Here is a 20,389-nt window from a genome sequence, read left to right as displayed (position 1 = left end):
AAAACCAATACCATATGTTTGGCTTAATTAGTTTGCCTTTTATCTTATGTTTTCCAACTTTAGCCCTATAGATGTTACGCGTTATAGTTTTATAATTTTATCTAATCGAGAATCTACCAATACGATCCACCATTTGGATACCAAAACTGCGAATACTAAGTAAAAATATAAAAATGATTCTATAAAATTTCAAAAACTATCTAACTTTTTTTGTTGGATCTTGATGTGTGTTAAATACTGAATACACAAATATTTCTGACTGTGTATGTTCGTAGATAATCACATAGGGAAATCGCTTAAGGGCCAATTCTCTGTACACAGGTTTACGCTTTATTGGGAATAAAGCATTGGCTTGTTTTAAAGTTTTGAAATAACCATCTAAATAATTATAGAATTCTTTTCCCAGTCCAGATTGCTTAGATTCGTACCAATCAATGGCCTCTTCAATTTCAATAAGAGCTTCAGGTTCAATCGTAAGTTTAGAAGCCATACTTAGCTTTAAGTCTGCCTTTAACCTCTTCCCAGCTTTTTCCTTTTGTTTGTCCCGATAATCTTTTTTCACGCCTAGATTCAACTATTTTATAATGGTCTTCTGAAACGACAGAATCAGATTCAATGGTAGTAATAGAATCAAAGATACCATCTAAAGCCAAAAGTTTTGAATCATCTTGAATAAATAAGTTAAATTGTTCTATTAATTTTTCTCTTAATTCTAATGCTCCCATGATACTTAGTATTATAACTTATAATATTTGCTATGTGTATACTCAAAGATACACTATAAGTACAATTTTTAAGCCAAAATTGTATAAAAATACAATATATATACAATATGCTAATGATTTTTATCTAAGGAAAACCCTCAGAAATTCTAAGTAAAAACCCTAGGTCAAAATCCATCAAAACTGTATCTTTATTAATAGCAAATATGTTCTTTGGAATAGGTGGCTTTAAGTATGAGTTACTGCTGGGAAAAGTGCAAAAGCCCTCAAAAATCATGGGTAGCTGTTATCCCTTTGGCCTGAAGCACAAGGGGTACAATGACGTGGTCTCCGCCAATGTGAACTCCGTGGCGAGCAGGTTTATGTTCGGCGGAAAGGAATTCAACGACGAGCTTGGATTGGATTGGTACGATGTTTCCGCAAGGAATTATGACCCGGCTTTAGGGCGTTGGATGAACCTCGATCCTTTGGCTGAGCAGATGCGAAGGCATAGTCCCTACAATTATGCATTTGATAATCCCATTTACTTTATGGATCCAGATGGCATGGCACCTGTGGGTTGCCCAGATGGTAATTGTGATGATTACGCAGTAAACGAAGATACTGTAGTTAATACAAATGATAATGAAGTTATTGTTGGTGAAAACGTTACAAATGATTTGGGTGAAATAAATATAGGCTCAGTTATCACTAATAGTGCGCAAGGAGCACACACAGTAGAATCAGATGGCAAATATAGATTCTATGGTTTTAGAGTTAAAGGCTCCGAAGAAAGTGGTGACTTCAAAGGAAGTTTTGATTTATCAGGCTTTAGTGCTGGATATGATGCCTCAGACGCAAATCTTCTTTTAGGTGAAGCACATGGTGACGCTAGTGTACATAGCCTCAAGCTTCAAGCCTCAGGACAATATAAAGATATTGAAGTGGATGCTGAAGCGGCTTTATTTGAAGCATATGCTGATGGTGATTTGGAAATATATTCAAATCCTAATGGCAAAGAAGGTTTTGAAGCTGGTGGGTCAGTTGGTGTTTCAGCTATCTCACTAGACTTTAATCCAAGTTTCCCAATTCCATTTACAAATTTAAGATTTACTCTTAATTCAGGGGGGTCTTTGGGAACAGCCAATATTGGTGGAAGAGCAGCTGGAACTTATGACAATGAAACAGGTGATTTTGAGGCTACAGCTATGATTCAAGCAGGATTTGGGCCTGGCTTTAAAATAGGAGGTACAATAACAAATAGAAAACAAGAAATAAATACAAACAAGAAAAGGTAATCTTTAATTATGAAATATGTATATGTACTGTTTTTTGTAATATTAAATTTTTTGCTTTACAGTGTCGTAATGAAGAAGAAACTTATTAGCAATAATGTTAAAATAGTTTTGGGTTTTATTATTGCACTTATTATCATTCTTCACTTGTTAGAGCAATTAAAACTATCAGATGGTGATTTATTTTTAATAACTTGATATATACTTCAGTTATGTTACTAATGCTATTATTCAGTAAGAACTATTCAAATCTTATTATAAAATTTATTAGCAAAGGTAAGAGTCACTTTGCAATTAAAATTTTTAATTTTGTCATGAACTATGTATTTCCTATTTCGATAACCTTACGTCAAATTGAATTAATTATAAAAGATTAAAGCATGAAGTTTATAAAATTAATTCTCTTATTTACAATAATATTAAGCTGTCAAAATAATAAAATTGATTTAGATAGAGAGAATTTTGAATTGACTTATCCAAGTTATTTAAGCTTGGACGAGAGTGGTGAAGAGGGTACAATTTTCTACTTATATGACAATAAAGAAAATGATATTTTTACTGCAAATTTCAATCTGGTGTCGATTAAAAAAAAATCGATGACTTTTTTAGAATTAACTCAACAAATAGAAAAAGAAACTAAAAATTATGGGAGACTCATTAGTAGCGAAGAGATGAGAGTTGTTGGCCAAAACTTTTTTCGAATAGTAATGGAGACTGAAGAAAATAATGTTGTATTAAAATCTATTCAACATTTTTATCCCAAAGGTGAATCCATTTATATTTTAACATTCTTATCTGAAAAGAACTACTTTGACAAACATTACAATAAAATAGATGAAGTTATGATGAGTTTTAGATTAAAATAGGTATCGGGGGTAGTGTAGTAAACTGGTGCTTTTGAAAAAGGCATGAAATCGGATATTGATAATCAATAGATTATAAAATAATAAGCTTTCGAAAGAGGGCTTATTATCGTTCTTTGAAATAGTAAAAGTTTGATAGATGTTGTTAAATAAGGATTCTCTATCCTTACGTGTAGTAAATTGGTGCTTGATTATTTTTACAGATATGAAATGTAAAAACTGTAATCAGTCAAGTTGTATCAAAAAAGGAAAAAGAAATGGTGAACAACGTTATTATTGTAAAAACTGTCAATGTAGTTTTCAATTAAAATATACCTACAAAGCTTACAATTCTAATACCAATGAATTAATCAGAAGTCTATTAAAAGAAGGCTGTGGTATTAGAAGTATTTCGAGAATCGTAAATATTTCATCTAAAACAGTTCTTTCAAGACTATTAAGAATTAGTAATCAAATTAAATCACCATATTTCAATAAGCTAGGCTGTAAATTCGAAGTTGATGAAATGTGGACATATATAAATAATAAAGATAACTTTACTTGGATTACGTATGCTATAGAAAGAGAAACAAAACAAGTCATTGATTTCTTTGTGGGTAGCAAATCAAAAGAAAATATTAAGCCATTAATCGATAAACTTTTACTACTGGAACCCACAAAGATTTACACGGATAGGTTAAATATTTACCCAAGTTTAATTCCAAAAGAGATCCATAAACGTTTTCAGTATTGTACGAATATTATAGAGAGACATAACCTAACACTCAGAACTCATGTTAAAAGATTGAGCAGAAAAACGATTTGCTTTTCAAAAAATGAAAAGTATCTTGAAGCTCATTGGTAGTGTAGTAAACTGGTGCTTTTGAAAAAAGCATAAAATCACATACTGATAATCAATAGATTATAAAATAATAAGCTCTCGAAAGAGGGCTTGTTATCGTTCTTTGAAATAACGAAAGTTTGTTAGAGGTCATCAAACAAGGATTCCTTATCCTTACGTGTAGTAAATTGGTGCTTGATTATTTTTACAGATATGAAATGGAGTTGTTACATTTACTCGGACACAAGATTTAAGGATGTTTGTTGCTAAATAAATATCTTAAAAAAATGAAAAAACGAGTTTACAGTAAAGAATTTAAAGCGCAAACGGTTCGGTTAAGTTATCAAAGGGATAACATAAAAGAACTAGCCGATGAATTAGGTATAGCTGTTCAGCGCATCTATAAATGGCGAAGAGCTGCAAAAAACACCTTAAGTCCAAAACCAGAAAAAACAGTAAAAGAAGATTCTATTGAAATCAAGAGGTTACAAAAAGCACTTAGAGAGAAAGAATTAGAACTTGATATATTAAAAAAAGCCGTTCACATCTTTTCAATAGGAAATAAATGTCGATATGCTTCTATAAATTGATAGACTTCCCATCGTTTTTGGAAAAGATGTGAACGGCTTTTTTTAATATATCAAGTTCTAATTCTTTTTCTTTGAGTGCCTTGCGCAGTCGTTTTATCTCAACATCTTCTTGCTTGGCTTGTTGGATTTTTGGGTTGGAGGCATCTTTTGCTGCTCTTCGCCACTTATAAATTCTTTGAACTGCCACTCCTAATTCGTCAGCTAATTCCTTGATGTTATCTCGCTGATAACTTAACCGAACTGATTGATCTTTGAATTCTTTACTGTAAACTCGTTTTTTCATCTGTTAAAAATATTTGTTTTTAACAACAAACACCCTTAATTTTTATGTCCGAGTAAATGTAACAACTCCATTTATTAGATGCGACAGAACCAAGAAGTTCTAACACATATTAATATAACACACCTTTATATTGCTTGATTGTTTTTGATTCTTACTGTACCAAATTTGTCTCTTTCACATTCTATAGCTTGATAATTAAATGATTTTACTTTCTGTATCGGAAATTAATCTAAAACGCTCGTTACGTGTTTGTATTATTGTTCTTGAAAAACATTATTGGTAAAATCCAATGAATATAATTAAAAGAGGAAATTAAACCTAATTCAAATACTTTCTTTTGTATTGGTCTTGATACATCTATCAGCTCAACCATTTAGCTTTAGATCTTCGAGCATTCATTTCAGCAATATTAATAATTGAGATACCTTCAGGGCATTCTACTTCACAAGCACCGGTAAACGTACAACTTCCAAATCCTTCAAGTTCCATTTGCTTGGTCATTTCCAATACACGTTTTGAGGCTTCAGGTTTTCCCTGGGGTAGGCTATTGAGGTGATTGATTTTTGCGGCGGTAAATAATGAGGCAGAAGCATTTTTACAAGTTGCTACACAAGCACCACAACCAATACAAGCAGCGACATCCATAGCTTTATCTGCGACTTCTCTTCCTATAAGAATAGCGTTAGCTTCTGCTGCCGTACCTGTTTTGGCACTTATAAAAGCACCTTGCTCTATAATCCTATCAAAGGCAGAACGATCTACTATTAGATCCTTAATTACAGGAAACGAAGCTGCTAACCAAGGTTCGACAACAATAGTATCTCCATCATTAAAACTACGCATGTGCAATTGACAGGTGGTTATATTGTCGTGAGGACCATGAGCTCTCCCATTAATAAATACACCACATTGACCACAAATGCCTTCTCTACAATCATATTCAAAAGCTATAACATTTTCATTTTTAAGCACTAACAATTCATTTAAATGATCTAATGCTTCTAAAAAAGACATATCTTCAGTTAAACCATCAACTTCATATGTTTTTATTTCTCCTTTATCTTTTGGCCCTTCTTGTCTCCATATTTTAAATGTTACTTTCATATTGTATTACTTATAATTTCTAACTGAAGGTTTTACAAATTCAAATTCCAGAGTCTCTTTGTGTAATTTAAAACTACCATTGTCATATTGCCAAGCAGATACATACGAATACTCATTGTCTTTACGCAAAGCTTCACCATCTTCAGTTTGAAACTCTTCTCTAAAATGAGCACCACAAGATTCTTCTCGTTGTAAAGCATCTGTACACATCAAAATACTCAGTTCAATAAAATCTGCTAGACGTAAGGCTTTTTCTAATTCAGTATTCATTTCTTTTTCGTGACCTGTAATTTTCACATCACTCCAAAACTGATTTTTTATCTCTTTGATTTGTTCTATTGCTCTTTCTAAACCCAATTTATTTCGACTCATGGCACATTCCTGCCACATAATTTTGCCTAAATTTCTGTGGAAATGGTCAACCGTTTTTGTGCCATTGATAGCTAGAATTCGCTCTATATGTTTTTTTGTTTCTTTTTCTGCTTTCTCAAATTTAGGATGATCTGTATTGGGATGATCTGTTTGTATTTCGGAAGCTAAGTAGTTGTTGATTGTATTTGGTAATATAAAATAGCCATCAATACTGGCTTGCAACAAGGAGTTGGCACCCAATCGATTGGCTCCATGGTCTGAGAAATTACATTCCCCAATAGCGTACAAACCTTGTATGGTAGTCATTAATTCATAGTCCACCCATAATCCACCCATTGAGAAATGTGCTGCAGGTGAGATTTTCATAGGTTCTTTATAGGCATCTACTCCTGTGATTTTTTTGTACATGGTAAATAAATTGCCATAACGATCTTTTATAGTTTTTAACCCAAATCTCTCAATGGCAAATTTAAAATCTAGATATACTGCATTTTTTAGTTTTCCAACACCAAAACCAGCATCTATACGTTCTTTTGCTGCACGAGATGCGATATCGCGTGGTGCTAAATTTCCAAAACTTGGATACCGTCGTTCTAGGTAATAATCGCGCTCATCTTCGGGTATTTCATTTGCTCTGCGGGTATCTCTTTTTTGCTTAGGAACCCAAATGCGTCCATCATTGCGAAGTGATTCAGACATTAAAGTCAGTTTGGACTGAGTTTCACTAGATTGTGGTAATGCTGTTGGGTGAATCTGCGTAAAGCTCGGTGCGGCAAATAAAGCCCCTTTTTTATGTGCTTTCCAAATGGCACTACCATTACAACCAATGGCCAAAGTTGATAACCTAAAGACACGAGAATACCCTCCAGTAGCTAAGACAACGGCATCGGCTGCAAAACGTTTTAAATCACCATTTACCAAATCTCTAACAATAATACCCTTAGCTTTTCCGTCGATAACAACCAAGTCTAACATTTCACTTCTCGGAAACATCTCTACTTTTTTTGCACGCACCATTTTATACAACTGAGAATAAGCTGCCAAGAGTAATTGCTGTCCTGTTTGGCCACGGGCATAAAATGTACGCTGTACTTGCACACCACCAAAACTTCGATTAACCAATGTACCTCCATATTCTCTAGCAAAAGGAACTCCTTGTTGTACAAAATGGTCAATGAGTGGAGCAGATAATTCCGCTAATCTATATGTGTTGGCTTCACGCGATCTATAGTCTCCTCCTTTTAATGTGTCGTAAAACATACGGTATACACTATCACCGTCGTGCTGATAGTTCTTTGCGGCATTTATACCTCCTTGAGCCGCTACAGAATGTGCACGTCTGGCAGAATCTTGGTAACAGAAACATTTTACGTCATAACCCAATTCAGCTAGAGTAGAGGCAGCACCAGCACCAGATAAACCTGATCCTACGACAATGATACTAAGTTTTTTCTTATTGGCAGGGTTTATAAGCTGAGAGTTAACTTGATAGTTACGCCATTTATCTTCGAGTTTTCCTTTTGGGATTTTTGAATCTAATTTCATCTTCTGGTTATTTGAAATAAACAATAAAAGGAATAATTCCAAAACCAAAACCCATTACTATGGCATAGAATAAAGCTATTTTAGCTAAAATAGTTAATCCTTTTTTATGATAAAAACCTAAGGTCTTGAAAGCACTTTTCAAACCGTGATGTAAGTGTAATGCCAACGGAATGGAAATTAAAGTGTAGAAAATAACAAAGTAGATATTTTGAAATAGAGTATGAGTCACTTCATATACATCCTTGTTTCCCATGGCATCCAAACCTACTTCTTCTCCTATTCCAAGCTTAATACGCGCCCAAAAATTTGCCAGATGCACAATGATGAAAAGTAATATTATTACGCCGATTAATCCCATGTTCTGTGATGTCCAACTACTGTTCTCATTTGATTTGTTAATAACATATTTTTGAGGTTTGGCTTTACGATTTTTGAGAGTTATTAATAGGGCATAAAATACATGCAGGATAATAGATAAGTATAAAACATAAGCTATTACTTTTATTATAGTACTTTCCCGTAAAGTGGTTGAATATGAATTATATAAATCTCTGGCTATTGTTTCAGGTAATAGTAAGATACAATTTGCTGATAGGTGTACAATTAAAAACAGACACAAAAAGAGACCTGTCAATGCAATGATTGATTTTTTCAAAAACATATCAGTTCAATACAATTATATAAGCGGGATTCATGACTTAGCTAATTTTAGCTTATAAATTAGAAACAAGTTACCAAAGGTAATTTTTTAAGTGACACTATTCGTGTAATATGATTAGAGGAATAGGACTGTTAAATGTTTGTTTTAGAGTAACACTATCTGAAAATAAACGATCAATGTAATCTTTTTTACCACGTATAAGGCATAATAATCTGGCATTATTTTTTATTAAATAGTCATTTATATCCTTGTTAATATTTCCTGATCCATAAATATGGGAAACCTTAGCATCTAAAGATTTAACTTCTTTTAATGCTTCGCTTAATTCCAGTGATTGTTTTTCGGCAACCTGTAAAATCTCAATTCTACTATTATTGATCTTAGCTAATTGATGTAGTGGCTCTAAATTAACGGATTTTAAAAGTTCAATATCATTAACAGCAAATACAATTGTATTGATGTGTTTATTTGTATATGCTGTAGGTATAACAATAACGGGTATTTTAGTTTTGGCAATAACGCCACCAGCGACACTTCCCAAGAAAACTTCTTTGAGGCCACTGGCACCTTTAGTGCCCATTATAATATAATCGTAATTCTCATTCTTACCTAAAGTTACAATGGACTGAACAGGATAGTTCTTAGCTAACTGAATTTTTAAATGCACTTTATAATCTTTTACTTTTTCTACTAATGCGTTCAGCTTTTCTTTAGCATCTTTTATAAGAAATCCGTCAATGGATTTCATTAAAAGGGCAGTAGACTGAGTACCGTAAATATGCAATAGTGTTATCTCTACAGCTGATGAACCAAAAAGACTACATGCAAAAAGTAAAGCGTTTTCTGAAGTTTCTGAGAAGTCAACTGGTACAAGGATTTTTTTCATTACCTATAAATTTGAAATTATTCATGAAATGTACAAACCAATTCTTTAGAGAAACTTTAGAAAAGGACATTACACTGCAATCAAATGTGAATAATCTTAAATCAAAAAATACTTAAATCCTTATCATCAGACTCTTACAGATTTTAAAATATAAAAGATGAAGATTAGGTATCTCAATCTATATTATCTTAAGTTTCTCTAAAGATTTTCGTTCTAATTTCAGGCATTAATTAGTGAGGTAATTTGATAATAAAAATTAACCGCAATCAAAACTCATAATTATTCATAATCAAAAAAATATAGATAAAAATGTCTCTATGAAACTACTTGATAATATTTTATTAGCTCAGGATTTTAGTAAATCCTCCAACGATGTCTTACATACAGCTATTGACTTGGCTAAGGTTTTTAAATCTAAAATCACCCCCATACATGTCGTATCCGAATATATTGAAAATGATAAAACAAGGCAATTGCTAAATGAAGCTACAGTTGAAAGACTTAGAGAAACACTTAATGAAATAAAAAGTGCAAGTGTCGAAACTGGTGAAGCAATACTGGAATCAGGTTCACCTCTAGATGCTATTGTTCGTGCCGCTGTTGATATAAATGCCAATCTCATTGTAGTTGGTGATGGTACTAGTGAAAGCACAGATAATAAAAATTTTAGACTGGGCACAACTACGGAAAGAATTATTCAAAAAAGTGATAAGCCCGTTTTTGTGGTAAAAGAAAATATGCCGCTAAACATTCAGCAAATACTTTGTCCCGTTGATTTTTCGGCAGCTTCAAAACGTGCTTTGAGCAATGCAATCATTATGGCAAGAAAATTTAGGGCAGAACTAACTATACTTTCAGTTTCCGAATTACAAGAGACTTTATGGTTTTCTTCAGACCAGGCTAAAGAAGAAGAGGGTAGAGCCAGAAGCCTAAAGCATAAAAAACAGTTTGATGATTTTTTAGAGGAATTTAGCCTAACAGGACTCAATTGGGTAAAAGAAACTCCCAAAGGTAAACCTGCCGAAGAAATTTTAAGCGCCATTTCCAGAAAAATGGTAGACTTATTGGTAATGGGTACTAATGGTAGAACAGGCCTAAACCGATTAATAATGGGCAGTGTCACCGAAAAGGTCATTAGAGAAGTCCCTTGTTCATTCTTAACCTTAAAATCTGAAGATGCCTTTAGCTTACAATTGGAAACCAATATTAAAGATATAGAACAGCGGTACGAAAGTGGTATCCAGCTTATGGATGACGGTTTTTATGAAGAAGCGATAAGCCAGTTTAAAGCTTGTTTAGGTGTCAATAATATGCATATTCCAGCCTATTTGGAAATTGCAAAGGTTTATGAAAAACTTAATGACTTGGAAAAAGCTAAGCTTTACAGAGATCAAGGCATACAAATTAAAGAGAAAATTTGGTACAGTAAAATTGAAGATGAAGTACGTAAGCTACGTGGAAGCTGATAAACTTTAAAGTATGCAAAAGGCAAAAGGAAAAGTAGTGAGTGTTAATGAGTCGCTAGTAGGTGTTGTATGCACCGAAGGAGCCATAATGAATGGTGAAGTGGCTTACATTCAAATCGAAGATGGTAAACGGCTTAAATCAGAAGTTATTGATGTAAAGCCAAATAATATGGCATATTTACAAGTGTTTGAAGATACCAGTTGGATGAAAGTTGGAGATTTGGTTGAATTTACAGGACTTCCATTAGCTGTAAAACTAGGGCCTGGAATATTGGGCTCTGTTACGGACGGTCTTCAAAACCCGCTTTACGAGTTAGCAAAGATTGAATGGTTTTTAGAAAGAGGTCTTGAGGTAGATCCGTTGGATGAAAATCAAAAATGGTATTTTATACCAAAAGTAACTAAAGGAGATATGGTTACTGGAGGTTCAATTTTGGGCAGTGTACCTGAAAAGATTTTTGAACACAAGATTTTTGTCCCTTTTTCACTTTATGGCAATTATACTATAGACCAAGTAGTAAAAGAAGGTGATTATACGATTGACGATATCATTGCTGTAATTAGTGATTCCCAAGGAAATACAACAGAGCTAAAAATGGCCTTTGAATGGCCAGTAAAAACAGCGATGCCGTTTTACAAAAGATCAGTGCCAGAACGCTCTATGCCTACAGGAATTCGTATTCTCGATGCGCTTTTTCCTATAGCCTATGGAGGTACAGCTTGTAATCCAGGGCCTTTCGGAGCAGGGAAGACCGTATTGCAACATAGCTTAGCGCGACATTCACAAGCTGATGTAGTAATTATTGCTGCTTGTGGTGAACGCGCAGGTGAAGCTGTAGAGGTGTTTAAGGATTTTCCTGAGCTTATAGATCCCAGAACCGGAAAATCATTAATGGATCGTACCTATATCGTTGGTAATACCTCATCTATGCCTGTGGCTGCACGTGAAGCTTCGGTATATTTGGCAACAACGGTAGGGGAGTATTACAGAAAACAAGGGCTTAATGTTCTTATTTTGGCAGATTCTACTTCTAGATGGGCACAGGCCTTGAGAGAAACGTCGGGTAGAAAAGAAGAAATACCTGGACCTGAAGCTTTTCCGATGTATATTTCTACACTGATTTCAGCATTTTATGACCGTGCAGGAGTTGAAATTCTTTCTGATGGAATTGTGGGATCACTTAGTATCATTGGTACAGTATCTCCTGCAGGTGGAAATTTTGATGAACCTGTTACCCAAGCCACACTTTTAAGTACTGGCGCATTTTGGGGTTTATCAAGAGCATTGTCCGATGCTAGAAAATATCCGGCCATAGATCGTGTAGATAGTAATTCTAAATACCCTTCGTTGCTTCATCAAGATGAAGTTACTTTCTTGCTGCAATTACTTCGAGATGGCAAAACCATAGCGTCCAATATCCTTCTAATGGGAGAAAAAGGTATCACTGACGAAGCTTATATACGTTACCAAAAGGCTGAATTACTTGATGCAGTTTTCTTACAACAAAATAGCTTTCACGAGGTAGATGGTGTCACTGACCCCAATAGATTGCGCACAATGTTCAATATGGTAAAAGATATTATAGATGCACCTGTAAGCATTACTGGTAAAGCAGAAATTCGCTCTCATTTTAATTTTATCCGCCAGGCTTTCCTCGATTGGAATTATCTAAAAGCGGATACTGAGGCTTTCGACAAACAAAAAGCAAAACTAATAACCTTGGTCAATAAGAAATCTTATGCTACAGAAAACGTATGATAATATAGATAATATTGGTCGTGCTATTTTGTCTGTTAAGGCAAGAGATGTACATAATAAAGAACTTGCCGAAATAATTTACCCTAACGGAAAAAAGACTTTTGCACAGGTTATAGCTCTCAATGGTGAGGATGTGACATTACAGCTGTTTGGTGGTGGCTTTGGTGTTTCAACAGATTGTAAAGTACGTTTTTTGGGAAAACCTTTGCAAGTCGGTTTTTCTGAAGATATGCTAGGAAGAGTATACTCGGGCAATGGTCAACCCATTGATGGTGGACCTGAATTGCTTTCTGATATGGTAAGGGCAGCCGGACCATCAATAAATCCTGTAAAAAGGCTTATTCCCAAAGAAATGATACGTACGGGAGTACCAATGATAGATGTGTTTAACACCTTAGTGCGTTCACAGAAAATACCAATTTTTGCTAAAGCTGGTGAACCTTACAATCGTCTGTTGGCTAATATTGCTACACAAACCGATGCCGATGTCATCATCATTGGTGGAGTAGGGCTTAAATATGATGAGTTCCATTATTTTAGGCAACAAATCGAAGAAGCTGGTAGCAAAAGTAAAACCATCATGTTTGTTCACACCCACAGAGATTCTATTGTTGAAGGACTTATGGTGCCCGACTTGGCTTTGGCAGTCGCTGAGCAATTTGCCTTACAAGGTAAGAATGTTTTTGTACTGCTGTCGGATATGACCCAATGGTCAGACTATTTACGTCAAGTGGCCAACGCCCAAGACCAGATTCCTGCAAATCAGGGCTATCCTGGAGATTTATACTCACAATTGGCAAGTCGCTATGAAAAAGCCGCTGATATTGATGGCGCAGGTAGCTTAACTATTCTTGGGGTAACGACCATGGATGATGTTACCCATCCTGTACCAGATAACACGGGTTATATTACCGAAGGTCAATTCTACATGAAAGATGGTTATCTGGAACTCTTTGGTTCATTAAGCAGATTAAAGCAGCAAGTCAATGACAAAACACGTGCAGATCATAGAAGCATCATGAATGCTATGGCACGATTGCTTTCAGAAGCAGAAGAACGGGTTAAGGCTCAAAAGTTCGGATCGGTTAAAGATGATTATTCTTTAAGACTTTTAGATTACAGGGAGACGTTTAAAAGGGAATTGATGGATCCTTTTCGTTATCTCAAACTAGAAGATGCCTTGGATCTTTGCTGGGATATTTTGTCTCAGCATTTTAAAAAAGAAGAAGTGGGTTTGTCTTCAGAACTTATTGAAAATTATTGGCCTGAAAAAGGAAAGTTTAAAATTTTAAGAGAGGTGAACCATGAGTGAAAATACCTTAGATAAACTAATAACTAAACTAAAATTGGAAGCTATAGATGCTGCTGAGAGTGAAGCCAATGATACCATTGAAAGTGCCAAAACAAAGGCACGAAGTATCTTAAGTGAAGCCCAAGCAAAAAGTGATGAGCTTATAGAAACAGCTGAGATAGAAGCTAAAACTATAATCATTAAAGCTGAGGGAGCCCTAAAACAGGCTGCAAGAGACCTTTCTTTATCGTTGCGCAATGATTTGTTAAATCTATTAGGGAATGTTCTTGATAAAGAAGTAAAAATCACCTTTACGGCAGATTTAATGGAAACGGCAGTTTTAAAAGTGGTTGAAAATATTGGTAGTGGAGTAGCACTAAAACTACCAAAAGGTTTAGAAAAAAATGTAGCCAATCAAATTCAAAAACGACTTCAGGAATCATCCGATATCACTTCTGTGACTTCAGATAATAGTTTAGTCAATGCCTTTTCCATAACCAAAATAGACGAAGGATGGAGTTACGATATTTCACCAGAAGAAATCTCTAACCTTTTGAAAAAATACCTCAGTCAAAAATGGGTTTATATACTTAATACAGATTCTTAGAAATGATAAGTGGGAATCTGGAATATATAATCAGTAGCTTGCCTTATTTGTCATTTAATGACACAAAGGAATATCGTAACCATGTGCTTTCTATCTTAGAAAAATATTACGGTACCTCGGTTAATGAGCATCACTTAATAAACACTCTAGACCAAGAAGCATCCAAGTTTTTAGCACCTAAAGCCTATCATTTATTTAAACAAATCAATCTTAGTGATATCCACAAGGAGATCTTTCAGCAGAGTAGCAATAAGTTTTTGTCTGAATTTTCAAAATTTGTTTTTAGACTTAAAACTGACCTTTTGGAGTTGAGACGCTCCCGAAAAAATGAGCCAGAATCAACCTTGTCTAAAAGCGATCTATGGGGTAGTATACCACAATCACCTCTTGAAGCCGAAATACATCTCATAAAATTACAATGGGACTATCTTGAGGAATGCTCTATTGGACATTACGCTGACTATTCAGCTTTAGTAATTTATAAACTGAAGTTTCTACTGTTACTGCGCTGGTGGAGTTTTGATCAGAAAAAGGGTTTTGACAATTTTATAACAATTTCAAAATTGGCGGAATATGGCGGATAAAATCTTAATGAACAAAAACACGTTGGCCCTTTTAAAAACGGAGCTCAAGGAATATAAAACAGCGCTGCCAGTTTTTGAAATGAAAGAACAGCAATTGAAGGAATCGGTACAGATGGTAGAACATTCCATAGAGCGTTTATCTCAGTCTATTGAGACCACTAATACAGCTACAAAACGATGGGCGGCAGTTATGGCAGAAAACACTGTTGATTTGGCTCAGATTGTACAGATAGAAAAAGTTATAACTAAAAAGAAGGAAATTGCAGGTGTTACTATTGAAGTATTTAAGGATATTATTTTCAACAATGCTGAAATAGACCTTTTTAATACACCTCTTTGGGTAGATAGTGCCGTAATTGCAATTCAAGATCAAAAGACAGATTATGCACTTATAAAAATTGAAAAACGGAATCTAGAACGACTGCACGAAGAGCTTGCCGAAGCACGTCGGATGAAAAATGCATTAAAAGAGGTCTTTATCCCAGAGGCTAAAGAGTTCATCAGAAAAATTGAAATTTATTTAGGTGATGTAGAGCGCTTGGCTATAGGCTGTGCAAAGTTGGTAAAAAAGAAAAAACAGAATAAAAAAGCAATAGTATGATTGTAAGAATGAAAGAAGTATTGCTTTTTACCACTTTAGCTTCTGTAGATGAAACTATAGATCAACTTGGGCGGTTGGGTGTTGTGGATGTTGTAAAAATTGATTCGGTAGTAAATAAAACAGCAGAAAGACGTGCGGCAGCAGTACATCAAACAGAAAGTGCTATTTCTTTACTTAAATCACATGGGATTAAGGCAAAAAAACCTTCAAATTACACAAAATACACAGCAAGTAACCCTAAGCAACTTGTAGATCGTATTCTTATGACAGAAACAATTAAAGAAAAATCTAAAGCTAAACTCGAAGAACTCAATCAGCAGTTACATTGGTACAAAACTTGGGGAGAAAACATTAATATTAGAGATTTAAAACATTTAAGAAAAAAAGGCATATATCTTCATCTGTACTTATTGGGTGATAACCAAGTGTCACGATTAAATACAAAACATAATATCATCGTACTTGGTAAATACAAAACTAAAATTCCTGTCGTTTTAGTCTCTAAATCCGATTCCGATAAATTACAATTTAAAGCGGAAGAACTACCCAGTCTCCCACATACGCTTGTTAAAGAGCAAATTATTCGTAAAAAAAGACAACTGGCTGAGGTTGAACATTTTTTGGAAGATCAAGTTGAGAACATAGAATGGCTAGAGGATTATCGCAATTTTCTAACAGATCAATTGGAAATGGAGAGGACTTCCCAGGGTATGGCAACTATTGAAGATAGAATTAAATACCTTAAAGGCTATATTCCTGTAAATGTAATAGATGATTTTAAAGATGTGGCTGAAAAAAACCATTGGGGTTATCACATTTCAGAACCAGAAAAACCCGAAAATGTACCAGTCTATATTAAAAACCCTAAATGGATAGGGATTATAAATCCTGTGATGAAATTTATAGATATTATTCCAGGCTACAAGGAAGTGGATGTATCTATTTATTTTTTGGTAGCCTTTGCACTTTTCTTTGCTATGCTTGTGGGTGATGCAGGCTATGGAGCTATTTTTTTATTGCTGACCCTATTGTTTCGTAAAAAATTGTCAAAACAGGTCTGTGTGTTAATTTATGTATTAAGTGGTGGTACTATAATTTGGGGAGTATTGAGCGGTACCTATTTTGGGTCAGAGTACATCACAAATCTTTCTTTTTTAAACAGCATGGTGATTCCGGAAATTTCAAGTTTCGGTGTGGATAACATGGCTTTTATGATGCATTTTTCGTTTTTAATTGGTGCCATTCACCTCACCATTGCTCATGGAATTAGGGTTGTTCAGTTCATTAATTCTATAAAAGCACTAAGCGAAGTGGGGTGGATTATCTTAATATGGGGACTTTTCTTAATCACTGAGCAATTGGTGCTCGGTAAACCTATGCCAGAATGGGCGATATGGTTATTTGTAGGAGGAGCAACTTTGGTGGCTTTGTTTTCGGTTGAGAGTAAAAATTTCTTCAAAAGTATGCTGGTTTCTTTGGCAAATTTACCGCTTAGCCTTATAAGTGGTTTTTCAGACATTGTATCATACGTAAGACTTTTTGCAGTAGGAATGGCAACGGCAGCAGTAGCATCGAGCTTTAATAATATGATACTTCCAGAAGGATTTTCTGGTTTAGGAATTCTGGATTTAATAATGGCCGCGATTGCATTACTTCTTGGACATGGCCTTAATATTGCGCTTGCCTTAATGGCGGTAATGGTACATGGCATCCGTTTGAATATGTTGGAATTCGCAGGGCATTTGGGGGTGCAATTCTCGGGTGAAGCCTACAAACCTTTTAAACTAATCAACTCTAGAAAAAAATTCACAGTACAGGATTATGAATCGATTTAAACAATTAATTAAACAATAAACTCATTAAAATAATAGAACTATGTTATATATGGCAATTATCAAAGCATTAACTGAAGGATTGGGCGATATGGGCATGTCCTTGGGTATTGCATCAATAGGATCTGCAATTGGTACAGGAATAGCGGGAATGGCCGCCATTGGTGCCTGGAAGAAAATGATTATTAACGGGCAAAAAGCTGCCACGGCGATTCTTATTTTTGTCGGTGCACCACTTTCACAAGTAATTTACGGTATGATTTTAAAAAATGCAATTGCCGATGCCAATCTAGCACCTGAGTCTTACTTATGGCAAATTATAATTGGTCTCGTTGCTGGTGCTGCAATGGCAGGTTCGGCAATTTTTCAAGGAAAAACAGGTGCGCGAGCGTGTGATGCTATTGCTTCTGGTGCTAATGATACTGCTAAATATATTATGGTAATTGGGATTGTTGAAACCGTAGCCTTATTTGTTATGATATTCACTATGACAGGCTTACCGACAGGTTAATGCCAAGATAAGTTAATTGTCATTTTTAGTTTTTTAAGACCACTCTTAATCTTTAAATTTGTTAAAGAGTCCACGACAGGTTTATTGACAGTGTACATATTTTCAAAATTTAAATTGTTATCAATTGAAAAAATGAATAAATCATACCGTTTATGAAAATACTCGTCATAGAAGATAATACCGAGTTATTGCATGATATAAAGAATTTTTTAGAAGAGGAAGGTAATATTTGCGAAATAGCATCCGATTATAAATCGGCTTACATGAAGGTAGTTATTTTTCCATACGATATTCTGCTCATAGATATTACACTGCCAGATGGTAATGGCCTTGATATTATAAAAGCGGTAAAAAAAGAAAACATCGATGTGGGCATCATTATCATTTCGGCGAAAAATGCAGTAGGGGATAAAATACTTGGACTGGAAATAGGAGCGGACGATTATTTAACCAAACCTTTTTATCTGGTAGAACTCAACGCAAGGATCAAAGCACTTTACAGAAGAAAAGTCCATAGGGGAAGCAAAGAAGTCCTTTTTAATGAAATTAGAATAAAGCCAGAAACTCATGAGGTTTTTGTCAATAACAATCCGATGAACCTCACTAAAAAAGAATTCGATATCATCCACTTTTTTGTTGCTAATAGAGATAGGCTTTTAACCAAAGAGGCGATAGCTGAGCACCTATGGGGAGATCAAATAGAAATTATGGATTCTTTTAACTTTATCTATACGCATTTGGCCAATTTAAGAAAGAAAATTACCAAATTGGGAGGTAGAGACTATATTAAATCCATCTACAGTGTGGGTTACAAATACACGGACAAGGAATGAAATTAGTAACAAAAACCAATAGGTACTATCTTATATTTTTTATATTTCTTTTTCCGCTTATGATTGCGGTAGACTATTACCTCATTAAGTATGTTGTAAATAAGGAAGTGGATGAAATATTGCATCATGAAGCTGAGCGCATAAGTTTTGAGCTTAAGGAAAAAGGAGTATTACCTCAATCTAAATATGTGTTCGATACGATTTCGGTCGGCAAAGATTATCAAGTTCCAAATGAGTTTAGAGATACTTTGGTATATGAGGCCTATGCAGATAAACAAATCCCTTACCGAACGTACAAATTTACAGCTATCAATGGTTCCCAAAGAGTAAAGATTTCCCTCAGGCACGTGCTTTTAGAAATAAATGAATTGATCTTTTGGCTTTTTGCAACCACATCATTAATTATTTTGGTTTTGGTCATTGGTCTTTATGTTATAAACCAAGGCATTTACAAATGGGCTTGGAAACCTTTTTTCGAAAACCTGTCAAAACTCAAAAGTTATGATATTTCTAAAAAGAATCCGGTCTTGCTCGAAAGGTCTAACATTACAGAGTTTAAAGAGTTTAATCAGGTTGTTATCACGTTGATGGATCAGGTGAAAAAAGATTTTCAAAACTTAAGGGAATTCAACGAAAATATTTCCCACGAAATACAAACCCCACTAGCAATTATAAGAAATAAAATTATCCTTTTGTTAGAAAGCCAAAATCTTGATGATAAGGAACGCCAATGGGTACAGGTCGTTTATCAAGAAGCCAACAAATTATCAAAAATAGGAAAGTCATTAACTTTAATTTCAAGAATAGAGAATCAAGAATTTATCCGACAGGACCTTGTAGACATTCACACCATAGTTGATAATATCATCAATAATATGGAAGAAATAATCAGGTTCAAAAACTTGGTTTTAAAAGTAAAGCTTATCCCTGTTAAGATAAAATGCGATTTAATTTTGGCAAACATACTTTTTACCAACCTTATTAAAAATGCCGTGCAACACAATTACGACGGTGGCTATATATCTATATTACTCGATGAAGAAAGATTTGAGATCACAAATTCAGGAGAGGTCTCACAAGTTGAAACGGAACAGTTATTTCATCGTTTTCAAAAAAGTGATACAACAACGGATTCCTTGGGTCTAGGTCTTTCCATTAATCAGAAAATATGTGAGCTGTACGGATTTCAACTCAACTACGATAGGCAAGGAGGTAAGCATACATTTACTTTATACTTTTAAATTATACCTTGTTTTTTTAGAATTCAAAAAAGAATTCAAAAAAGAATTTAAAAAACACATCTATAATTGTCATCCAGAGCGAAGCGAAGAATCCAAGCAATGGCAATGAATTAGCATCTTTAAGTTTAGCACATTACAATTGAGGCAAAATCTGTCAGTCTAGATTAGACTTTATCATTATAATTGGGTAAGATTTGTACCAAGGATCAAAATTTTATTCCAAATAGGTATCAAGAATCATAGTTTTAAAATGAAAGCATAAGATTTTAAATATCTGCTTATCATTCAGAACACAGTGAGGAATCTAAGAATACACTTCAATGGTCTTTTAGAACGCAACAAAGAATCTAGATGTGTACTTTAAATCGTCATTCAGAGCGAAGCGAAGGATCTAGACTAACAGCTAAACCCTACCAAAAAGAATCACTAATCTAATATGATTCTTAATCCAAGCGATATTAAAATGCAAAAAAGATTAAAACGTCAAAAACGATTAAACAAATTATATACTCCTTTAAAAGTATAAAACATACCGTTAACATAA

General features: G+C 34.4%; 22 protein-coding genes. 15 read left to right on the top strand and 7 right to left on the bottom strand.

Features of this window, described 5'->3' with window-relative positions:
* Nucleotides 1–196: 196 nt before the first annotated feature.
* Nucleotides 197–490 carry a type II toxin-antitoxin system RelE/ParE family toxin gene (locus KCG49_RS15750; protein WP_218547875.1) on the bottom strand — a complete coding sequence of 98 codons (294 nt, stop codon included), beginning with the start codon at nt 488–490 and terminating at the stop codon, nt 197–199.
* A complete protein-coding gene (locus KCG49_RS15745) occupies nt 480–725 on the bottom strand; it encodes an addiction module protein (RefSeq protein WP_218547874.1) in 246 nt (81 codons plus the stop codon). Before KCG49_RS15745 ends, KCG49_RS15750 begins: the two co-directional genes overlap by 11 nt.
* Before the next feature lie 203 nt (nt 726–928).
* On the opposite strand from KCG49_RS15745, the gene KCG49_RS15740 reads away from it, so the two are divergent.
* From KCG49_RS15740 to KCG49_RS15725, 5 genes are all read left to right on the top strand, one after another.
* Nucleotides 929–1,999, top strand: a complete 1,071-nt coding sequence (locus KCG49_RS15740) for an RHS repeat domain-containing protein (protein WP_218547872.1) — start codon at nt 929–931, stop codon at nt 1,997–1,999.
* A 69-nt stretch (nt 2,000–2,068) separates the two neighbouring features.
* Complete coding sequence (locus KCG49_RS16505) at nt 2,069–2,194, top strand: hypothetical protein (RefSeq protein WP_256260041.1); 126 nt, start codon at nt 2,069–2,071, stop codon at nt 2,192–2,194.
* A gap of 182 nt (nt 2,195–2,376) precedes the next feature.
* Complete coding sequence (locus KCG49_RS15735; RefSeq protein WP_218547871.1) at nt 2,377–2,862, top strand: PsbP-related protein; 486 nt, start codon at nt 2,377–2,379, stop codon at nt 2,860–2,862.
* Nucleotides 2,863–3,064: 202 nt separating this feature from the next.
* Entirely contained in the window at nt 3,065–3,703 is a 639-nt protein-coding gene (locus tag KCG49_RS15730) for an IS1 family transposase (protein WP_218547869.1), read from the top strand.
* A 263-nt stretch (nt 3,704–3,966) separates the two neighbouring features.
* A complete protein-coding gene (locus tag KCG49_RS15725; RefSeq protein WP_218547867.1) occupies nt 3,967–4,269 on the top strand; it encodes a transposase in 303 nt (100 codons plus the stop codon).
* On the opposite strand, the gene KCG49_RS15720 is transcribed toward KCG49_RS15725, so the two are convergent.
* The 5 genes from KCG49_RS15720 to KCG49_RS15700 form a co-directional block, all read right to left on the bottom strand.
* Nucleotides 4,259–4,552 (bottom strand): transposase, encoded by a 294-nt coding sequence (locus tag KCG49_RS15720; RefSeq protein WP_218547865.1) that lies wholly within the window; start codon nt 4,550–4,552, stop codon nt 4,259–4,261. The genes KCG49_RS15725 and KCG49_RS15720 overlap by 11 nt on opposite strands.
* A gap of 360 nt (nt 4,553–4,912) precedes the next feature.
* Nucleotides 4,913–5,656: a succinate dehydrogenase/fumarate reductase iron-sulfur subunit gene (locus tag KCG49_RS15715; RefSeq protein ID WP_218547864.1), complete on the bottom strand. Its 744-nt coding sequence runs from the start codon at nt 5,654–5,656 to the stop codon at nt 4,913–4,915.
* A 6-nt stretch (nt 5,657–5,662) separates the two neighbouring features.
* Complete coding sequence (locus KCG49_RS15710) at nt 5,663–7,573, bottom strand: fumarate reductase/succinate dehydrogenase flavoprotein subunit (protein ID WP_218547862.1); 1,911 nt, start codon at nt 7,571–7,573, stop codon at nt 5,663–5,665.
* A 7-nt stretch (nt 7,574–7,580) separates the two neighbouring features.
* On the bottom strand, nt 7,581–8,234 hold the full coding sequence (locus KCG49_RS15705) for a succinate dehydrogenase cytochrome b subunit (RefSeq protein ID WP_218547861.1): 654 nt from the start codon (nt 8,232–8,234) through the stop codon (nt 7,581–7,583).
* A gap of 97 nt (nt 8,235–8,331) precedes the next feature.
* Entirely contained in the window at nt 8,332–9,120 is a 789-nt protein-coding gene (locus KCG49_RS15700) for a universal stress protein (RefSeq protein ID WP_218547858.1), read from the bottom strand.
* A gap of 317 nt (nt 9,121–9,437) precedes the next feature.
* On the opposite strand from KCG49_RS15700, the gene KCG49_RS15695 reads away from it, so the two are divergent.
* From KCG49_RS15695 to KCG49_RS15650, 10 genes are all read left to right on the top strand, one after another.
* Nucleotides 9,438–10,586 (top strand): universal stress protein, encoded by a 1,149-nt coding sequence (locus KCG49_RS15695; RefSeq protein ID WP_218547857.1) that lies wholly within the window; start codon nt 9,438–9,440, stop codon nt 10,584–10,586.
* Nucleotides 10,587–10,599: 13 nt separating this feature from the next.
* Nucleotides 10,600–12,345, top strand: a complete 1,746-nt coding sequence (locus tag KCG49_RS15690; protein ID WP_218547856.1) for a V-type ATP synthase subunit A — start codon at nt 10,600–10,602, stop codon at nt 12,343–12,345.
* A complete protein-coding gene (locus tag KCG49_RS15685) occupies nt 12,326–13,657 on the top strand; it encodes a V-type ATP synthase subunit B (protein ID WP_218547855.1) in 1,332 nt (443 codons plus the stop codon). Before KCG49_RS15690 ends, KCG49_RS15685 begins: the two co-directional genes overlap by 20 nt.
* Entirely contained in the window at nt 13,650–14,243 is a 594-nt protein-coding gene (locus tag KCG49_RS15680) for a hypothetical protein (protein ID WP_218547854.1), read from the top strand. Before KCG49_RS15685 ends, KCG49_RS15680 begins: the two co-directional genes overlap by 8 nt.
* A gap of 2 nt (nt 14,244–14,245) precedes the next feature.
* The gene (locus KCG49_RS15675; protein ID WP_218547853.1) at nt 14,246–14,827 is read left to right on the top strand and encodes a DUF2764 family protein; all 582 of its coding nucleotides are present in this window, start codon (nt 14,246–14,248) and stop codon (nt 14,825–14,827) included.
* Nucleotides 14,817–15,428 carry a V-type ATP synthase subunit D gene (locus KCG49_RS15670; RefSeq protein ID WP_218547852.1) on the top strand — a complete coding sequence of 204 codons (612 nt, stop codon included), beginning with the start codon at nt 14,817–14,819 and terminating at the stop codon, nt 15,426–15,428. The genes KCG49_RS15675 and KCG49_RS15670 overlap by 11 nt, the downstream gene beginning before the upstream one ends.
* On the top strand, nt 15,425–17,263 hold the full coding sequence (locus KCG49_RS15665) for a V-type ATP synthase subunit I (RefSeq protein WP_218547851.1): 1,839 nt from the start codon (nt 15,425–15,427) through the stop codon (nt 17,261–17,263). Before KCG49_RS15670 ends, KCG49_RS15665 begins: the two co-directional genes overlap by 4 nt.
* 49 nt (nt 17,264–17,312) lie before the next feature.
* A complete protein-coding gene (locus tag KCG49_RS15660; RefSeq protein ID WP_218547850.1) occupies nt 17,313–17,771 on the top strand; it encodes an ATP synthase subunit C-like protein in 459 nt (152 codons plus the stop codon).
* Nucleotides 17,772–17,923: 152 nt separating this feature from the next.
* Nucleotides 17,924–18,604, top strand: coding sequence for a response regulator transcription factor (locus KCG49_RS15655; protein ID WP_218547848.1), 681 nt, complete (start codon nt 17,924–17,926; stop codon nt 18,602–18,604).
* Nucleotides 18,601–19,845, top strand: a complete 1,245-nt coding sequence (locus KCG49_RS15650) for a sensor histidine kinase (protein WP_218547846.1) — start codon at nt 18,601–18,603, stop codon at nt 19,843–19,845. Before KCG49_RS15655 ends, KCG49_RS15650 begins: the two co-directional genes overlap by 4 nt.
* The last annotated feature ends 544 nt before the right edge of the window (nt 19,846–20,389 follow it).

It is taken from the genome of Winogradskyella luteola (assembly GCF_019203985.1).
Lineage (GTDB): Bacteria > Bacteroidota > Bacteroidia > Flavobacteriales > Flavobacteriaceae > Winogradskyella > Winogradskyella luteola.
Note: the sequence above shows the minus strand (reverse complement) of the source record. Positions and strands in the feature narration are given on the sequence as shown.

Coding starts and splice junctions, on each gene's coding strand:
- KCG49_RS15705 (WP_218547861.1), bottom strand. CDS start 8,234: ATGTTTTTGAAAAAATCAATCATTGCATTGACAGGTCTCTTTTTGTGT.
- KCG49_RS15700 (WP_218547858.1), bottom strand. CDS start 9,120: ATGAAAAAAATCCTTGTACCAGTTGACTTCTCAGAAACTTCAGAAAAC.
- KCG49_RS15695 (WP_218547857.1), top strand. CDS start 9,438: ATGAAACTACTTGATAATATTTTATTAGCTCAGGATTTTAGTAAATCC.
- KCG49_RS15715 (WP_218547864.1), bottom strand. CDS start 5,656: ATGAAAGTAACATTTAAAATATGGAGACAAGAAGGGCCAAAAGATAAA.
- KCG49_RS15665 (WP_218547851.1), top strand. CDS start 15,425: ATGATTGTAAGAATGAAAGAAGTATTGCTTTTTACCACTTTAGCTTCT.
- KCG49_RS15745 (WP_218547874.1), bottom strand. CDS start 725: ATGGGAGCATTAGAATTAAGAGAAAAATTAATAGAACAATTTAACTTA.
- KCG49_RS15720 (WP_218547865.1), bottom strand. CDS start 4,552: ATGAAAAAACGAGTTTACAGTAAAGAATTCAAAGATCAATCAGTTCGG.
- KCG49_RS15670 (WP_218547852.1), top strand. CDS start 14,817: ATGGCGGATAAAATCTTAATGAACAAAAACACGTTGGCCCTTTTAAAA.
- KCG49_RS15710 (WP_218547862.1), bottom strand. CDS start 7,573: ATGAAATTAGATTCAAAAATCCCAAAAGGAAAACTCGAAGATAAATGG.
- KCG49_RS15655 (WP_218547848.1), top strand. CDS start 17,924: ATGAAAATACTCGTCATAGAAGATAATACCGAGTTATTGCATGATATA.
- KCG49_RS15725 (WP_218547867.1), top strand. CDS start 3,967: ATGAAAAAACGAGTTTACAGTAAAGAATTTAAAGCGCAAACGGTTCGG.
- KCG49_RS15735 (WP_218547871.1), top strand. CDS start 2,377: ATGAAGTTTATAAAATTAATTCTCTTATTTACAATAATATTAAGCTGT.
- KCG49_RS15650 (WP_218547846.1), top strand. CDS start 18,601: ATGAAATTAGTAACAAAAACCAATAGGTACTATCTTATATTTTTTATA.
- KCG49_RS15680 (WP_218547854.1), top strand. CDS start 13,650: ATGAGTGAAAATACCTTAGATAAACTAATAACTAAACTAAAATTGGAA.
- KCG49_RS15750 (WP_218547875.1), bottom strand. CDS start 490: ATGGCTTCTAAACTTACGATTGAACCTGAAGCTCTTATTGAAATTGAA.
- KCG49_RS15740 (WP_218547872.1), top strand. CDS start 929: ATGTTCTTTGGAATAGGTGGCTTTAAGTATGAGTTACTGCTGGGAAAA.
- KCG49_RS15690 (WP_218547856.1), top strand. CDS start 10,600: ATGCAAAAGGCAAAAGGAAAAGTAGTGAGTGTTAATGAGTCGCTAGTA.
- KCG49_RS16505 (WP_256260041.1), top strand. CDS start 2,069: ATGAAGAAGAAACTTATTAGCAATAATGTTAAAATAGTTTTGGGTTTT.
- KCG49_RS15660 (WP_218547850.1), top strand. CDS start 17,313: ATGGCAATTATCAAAGCATTAACTGAAGGATTGGGCGATATGGGCATG.
- KCG49_RS15675 (WP_218547853.1), top strand. CDS start 14,246: ATGATAAGTGGGAATCTGGAATATATAATCAGTAGCTTGCCTTATTTG.
- KCG49_RS15685 (WP_218547855.1), top strand. CDS start 12,326: ATGCTACAGAAAACGTATGATAATATAGATAATATTGGTCGTGCTATT.
- KCG49_RS15730 (WP_218547869.1), top strand. CDS start 3,065: ATGAAATGTAAAAACTGTAATCAGTCAAGTTGTATCAAAAAAGGAAAA.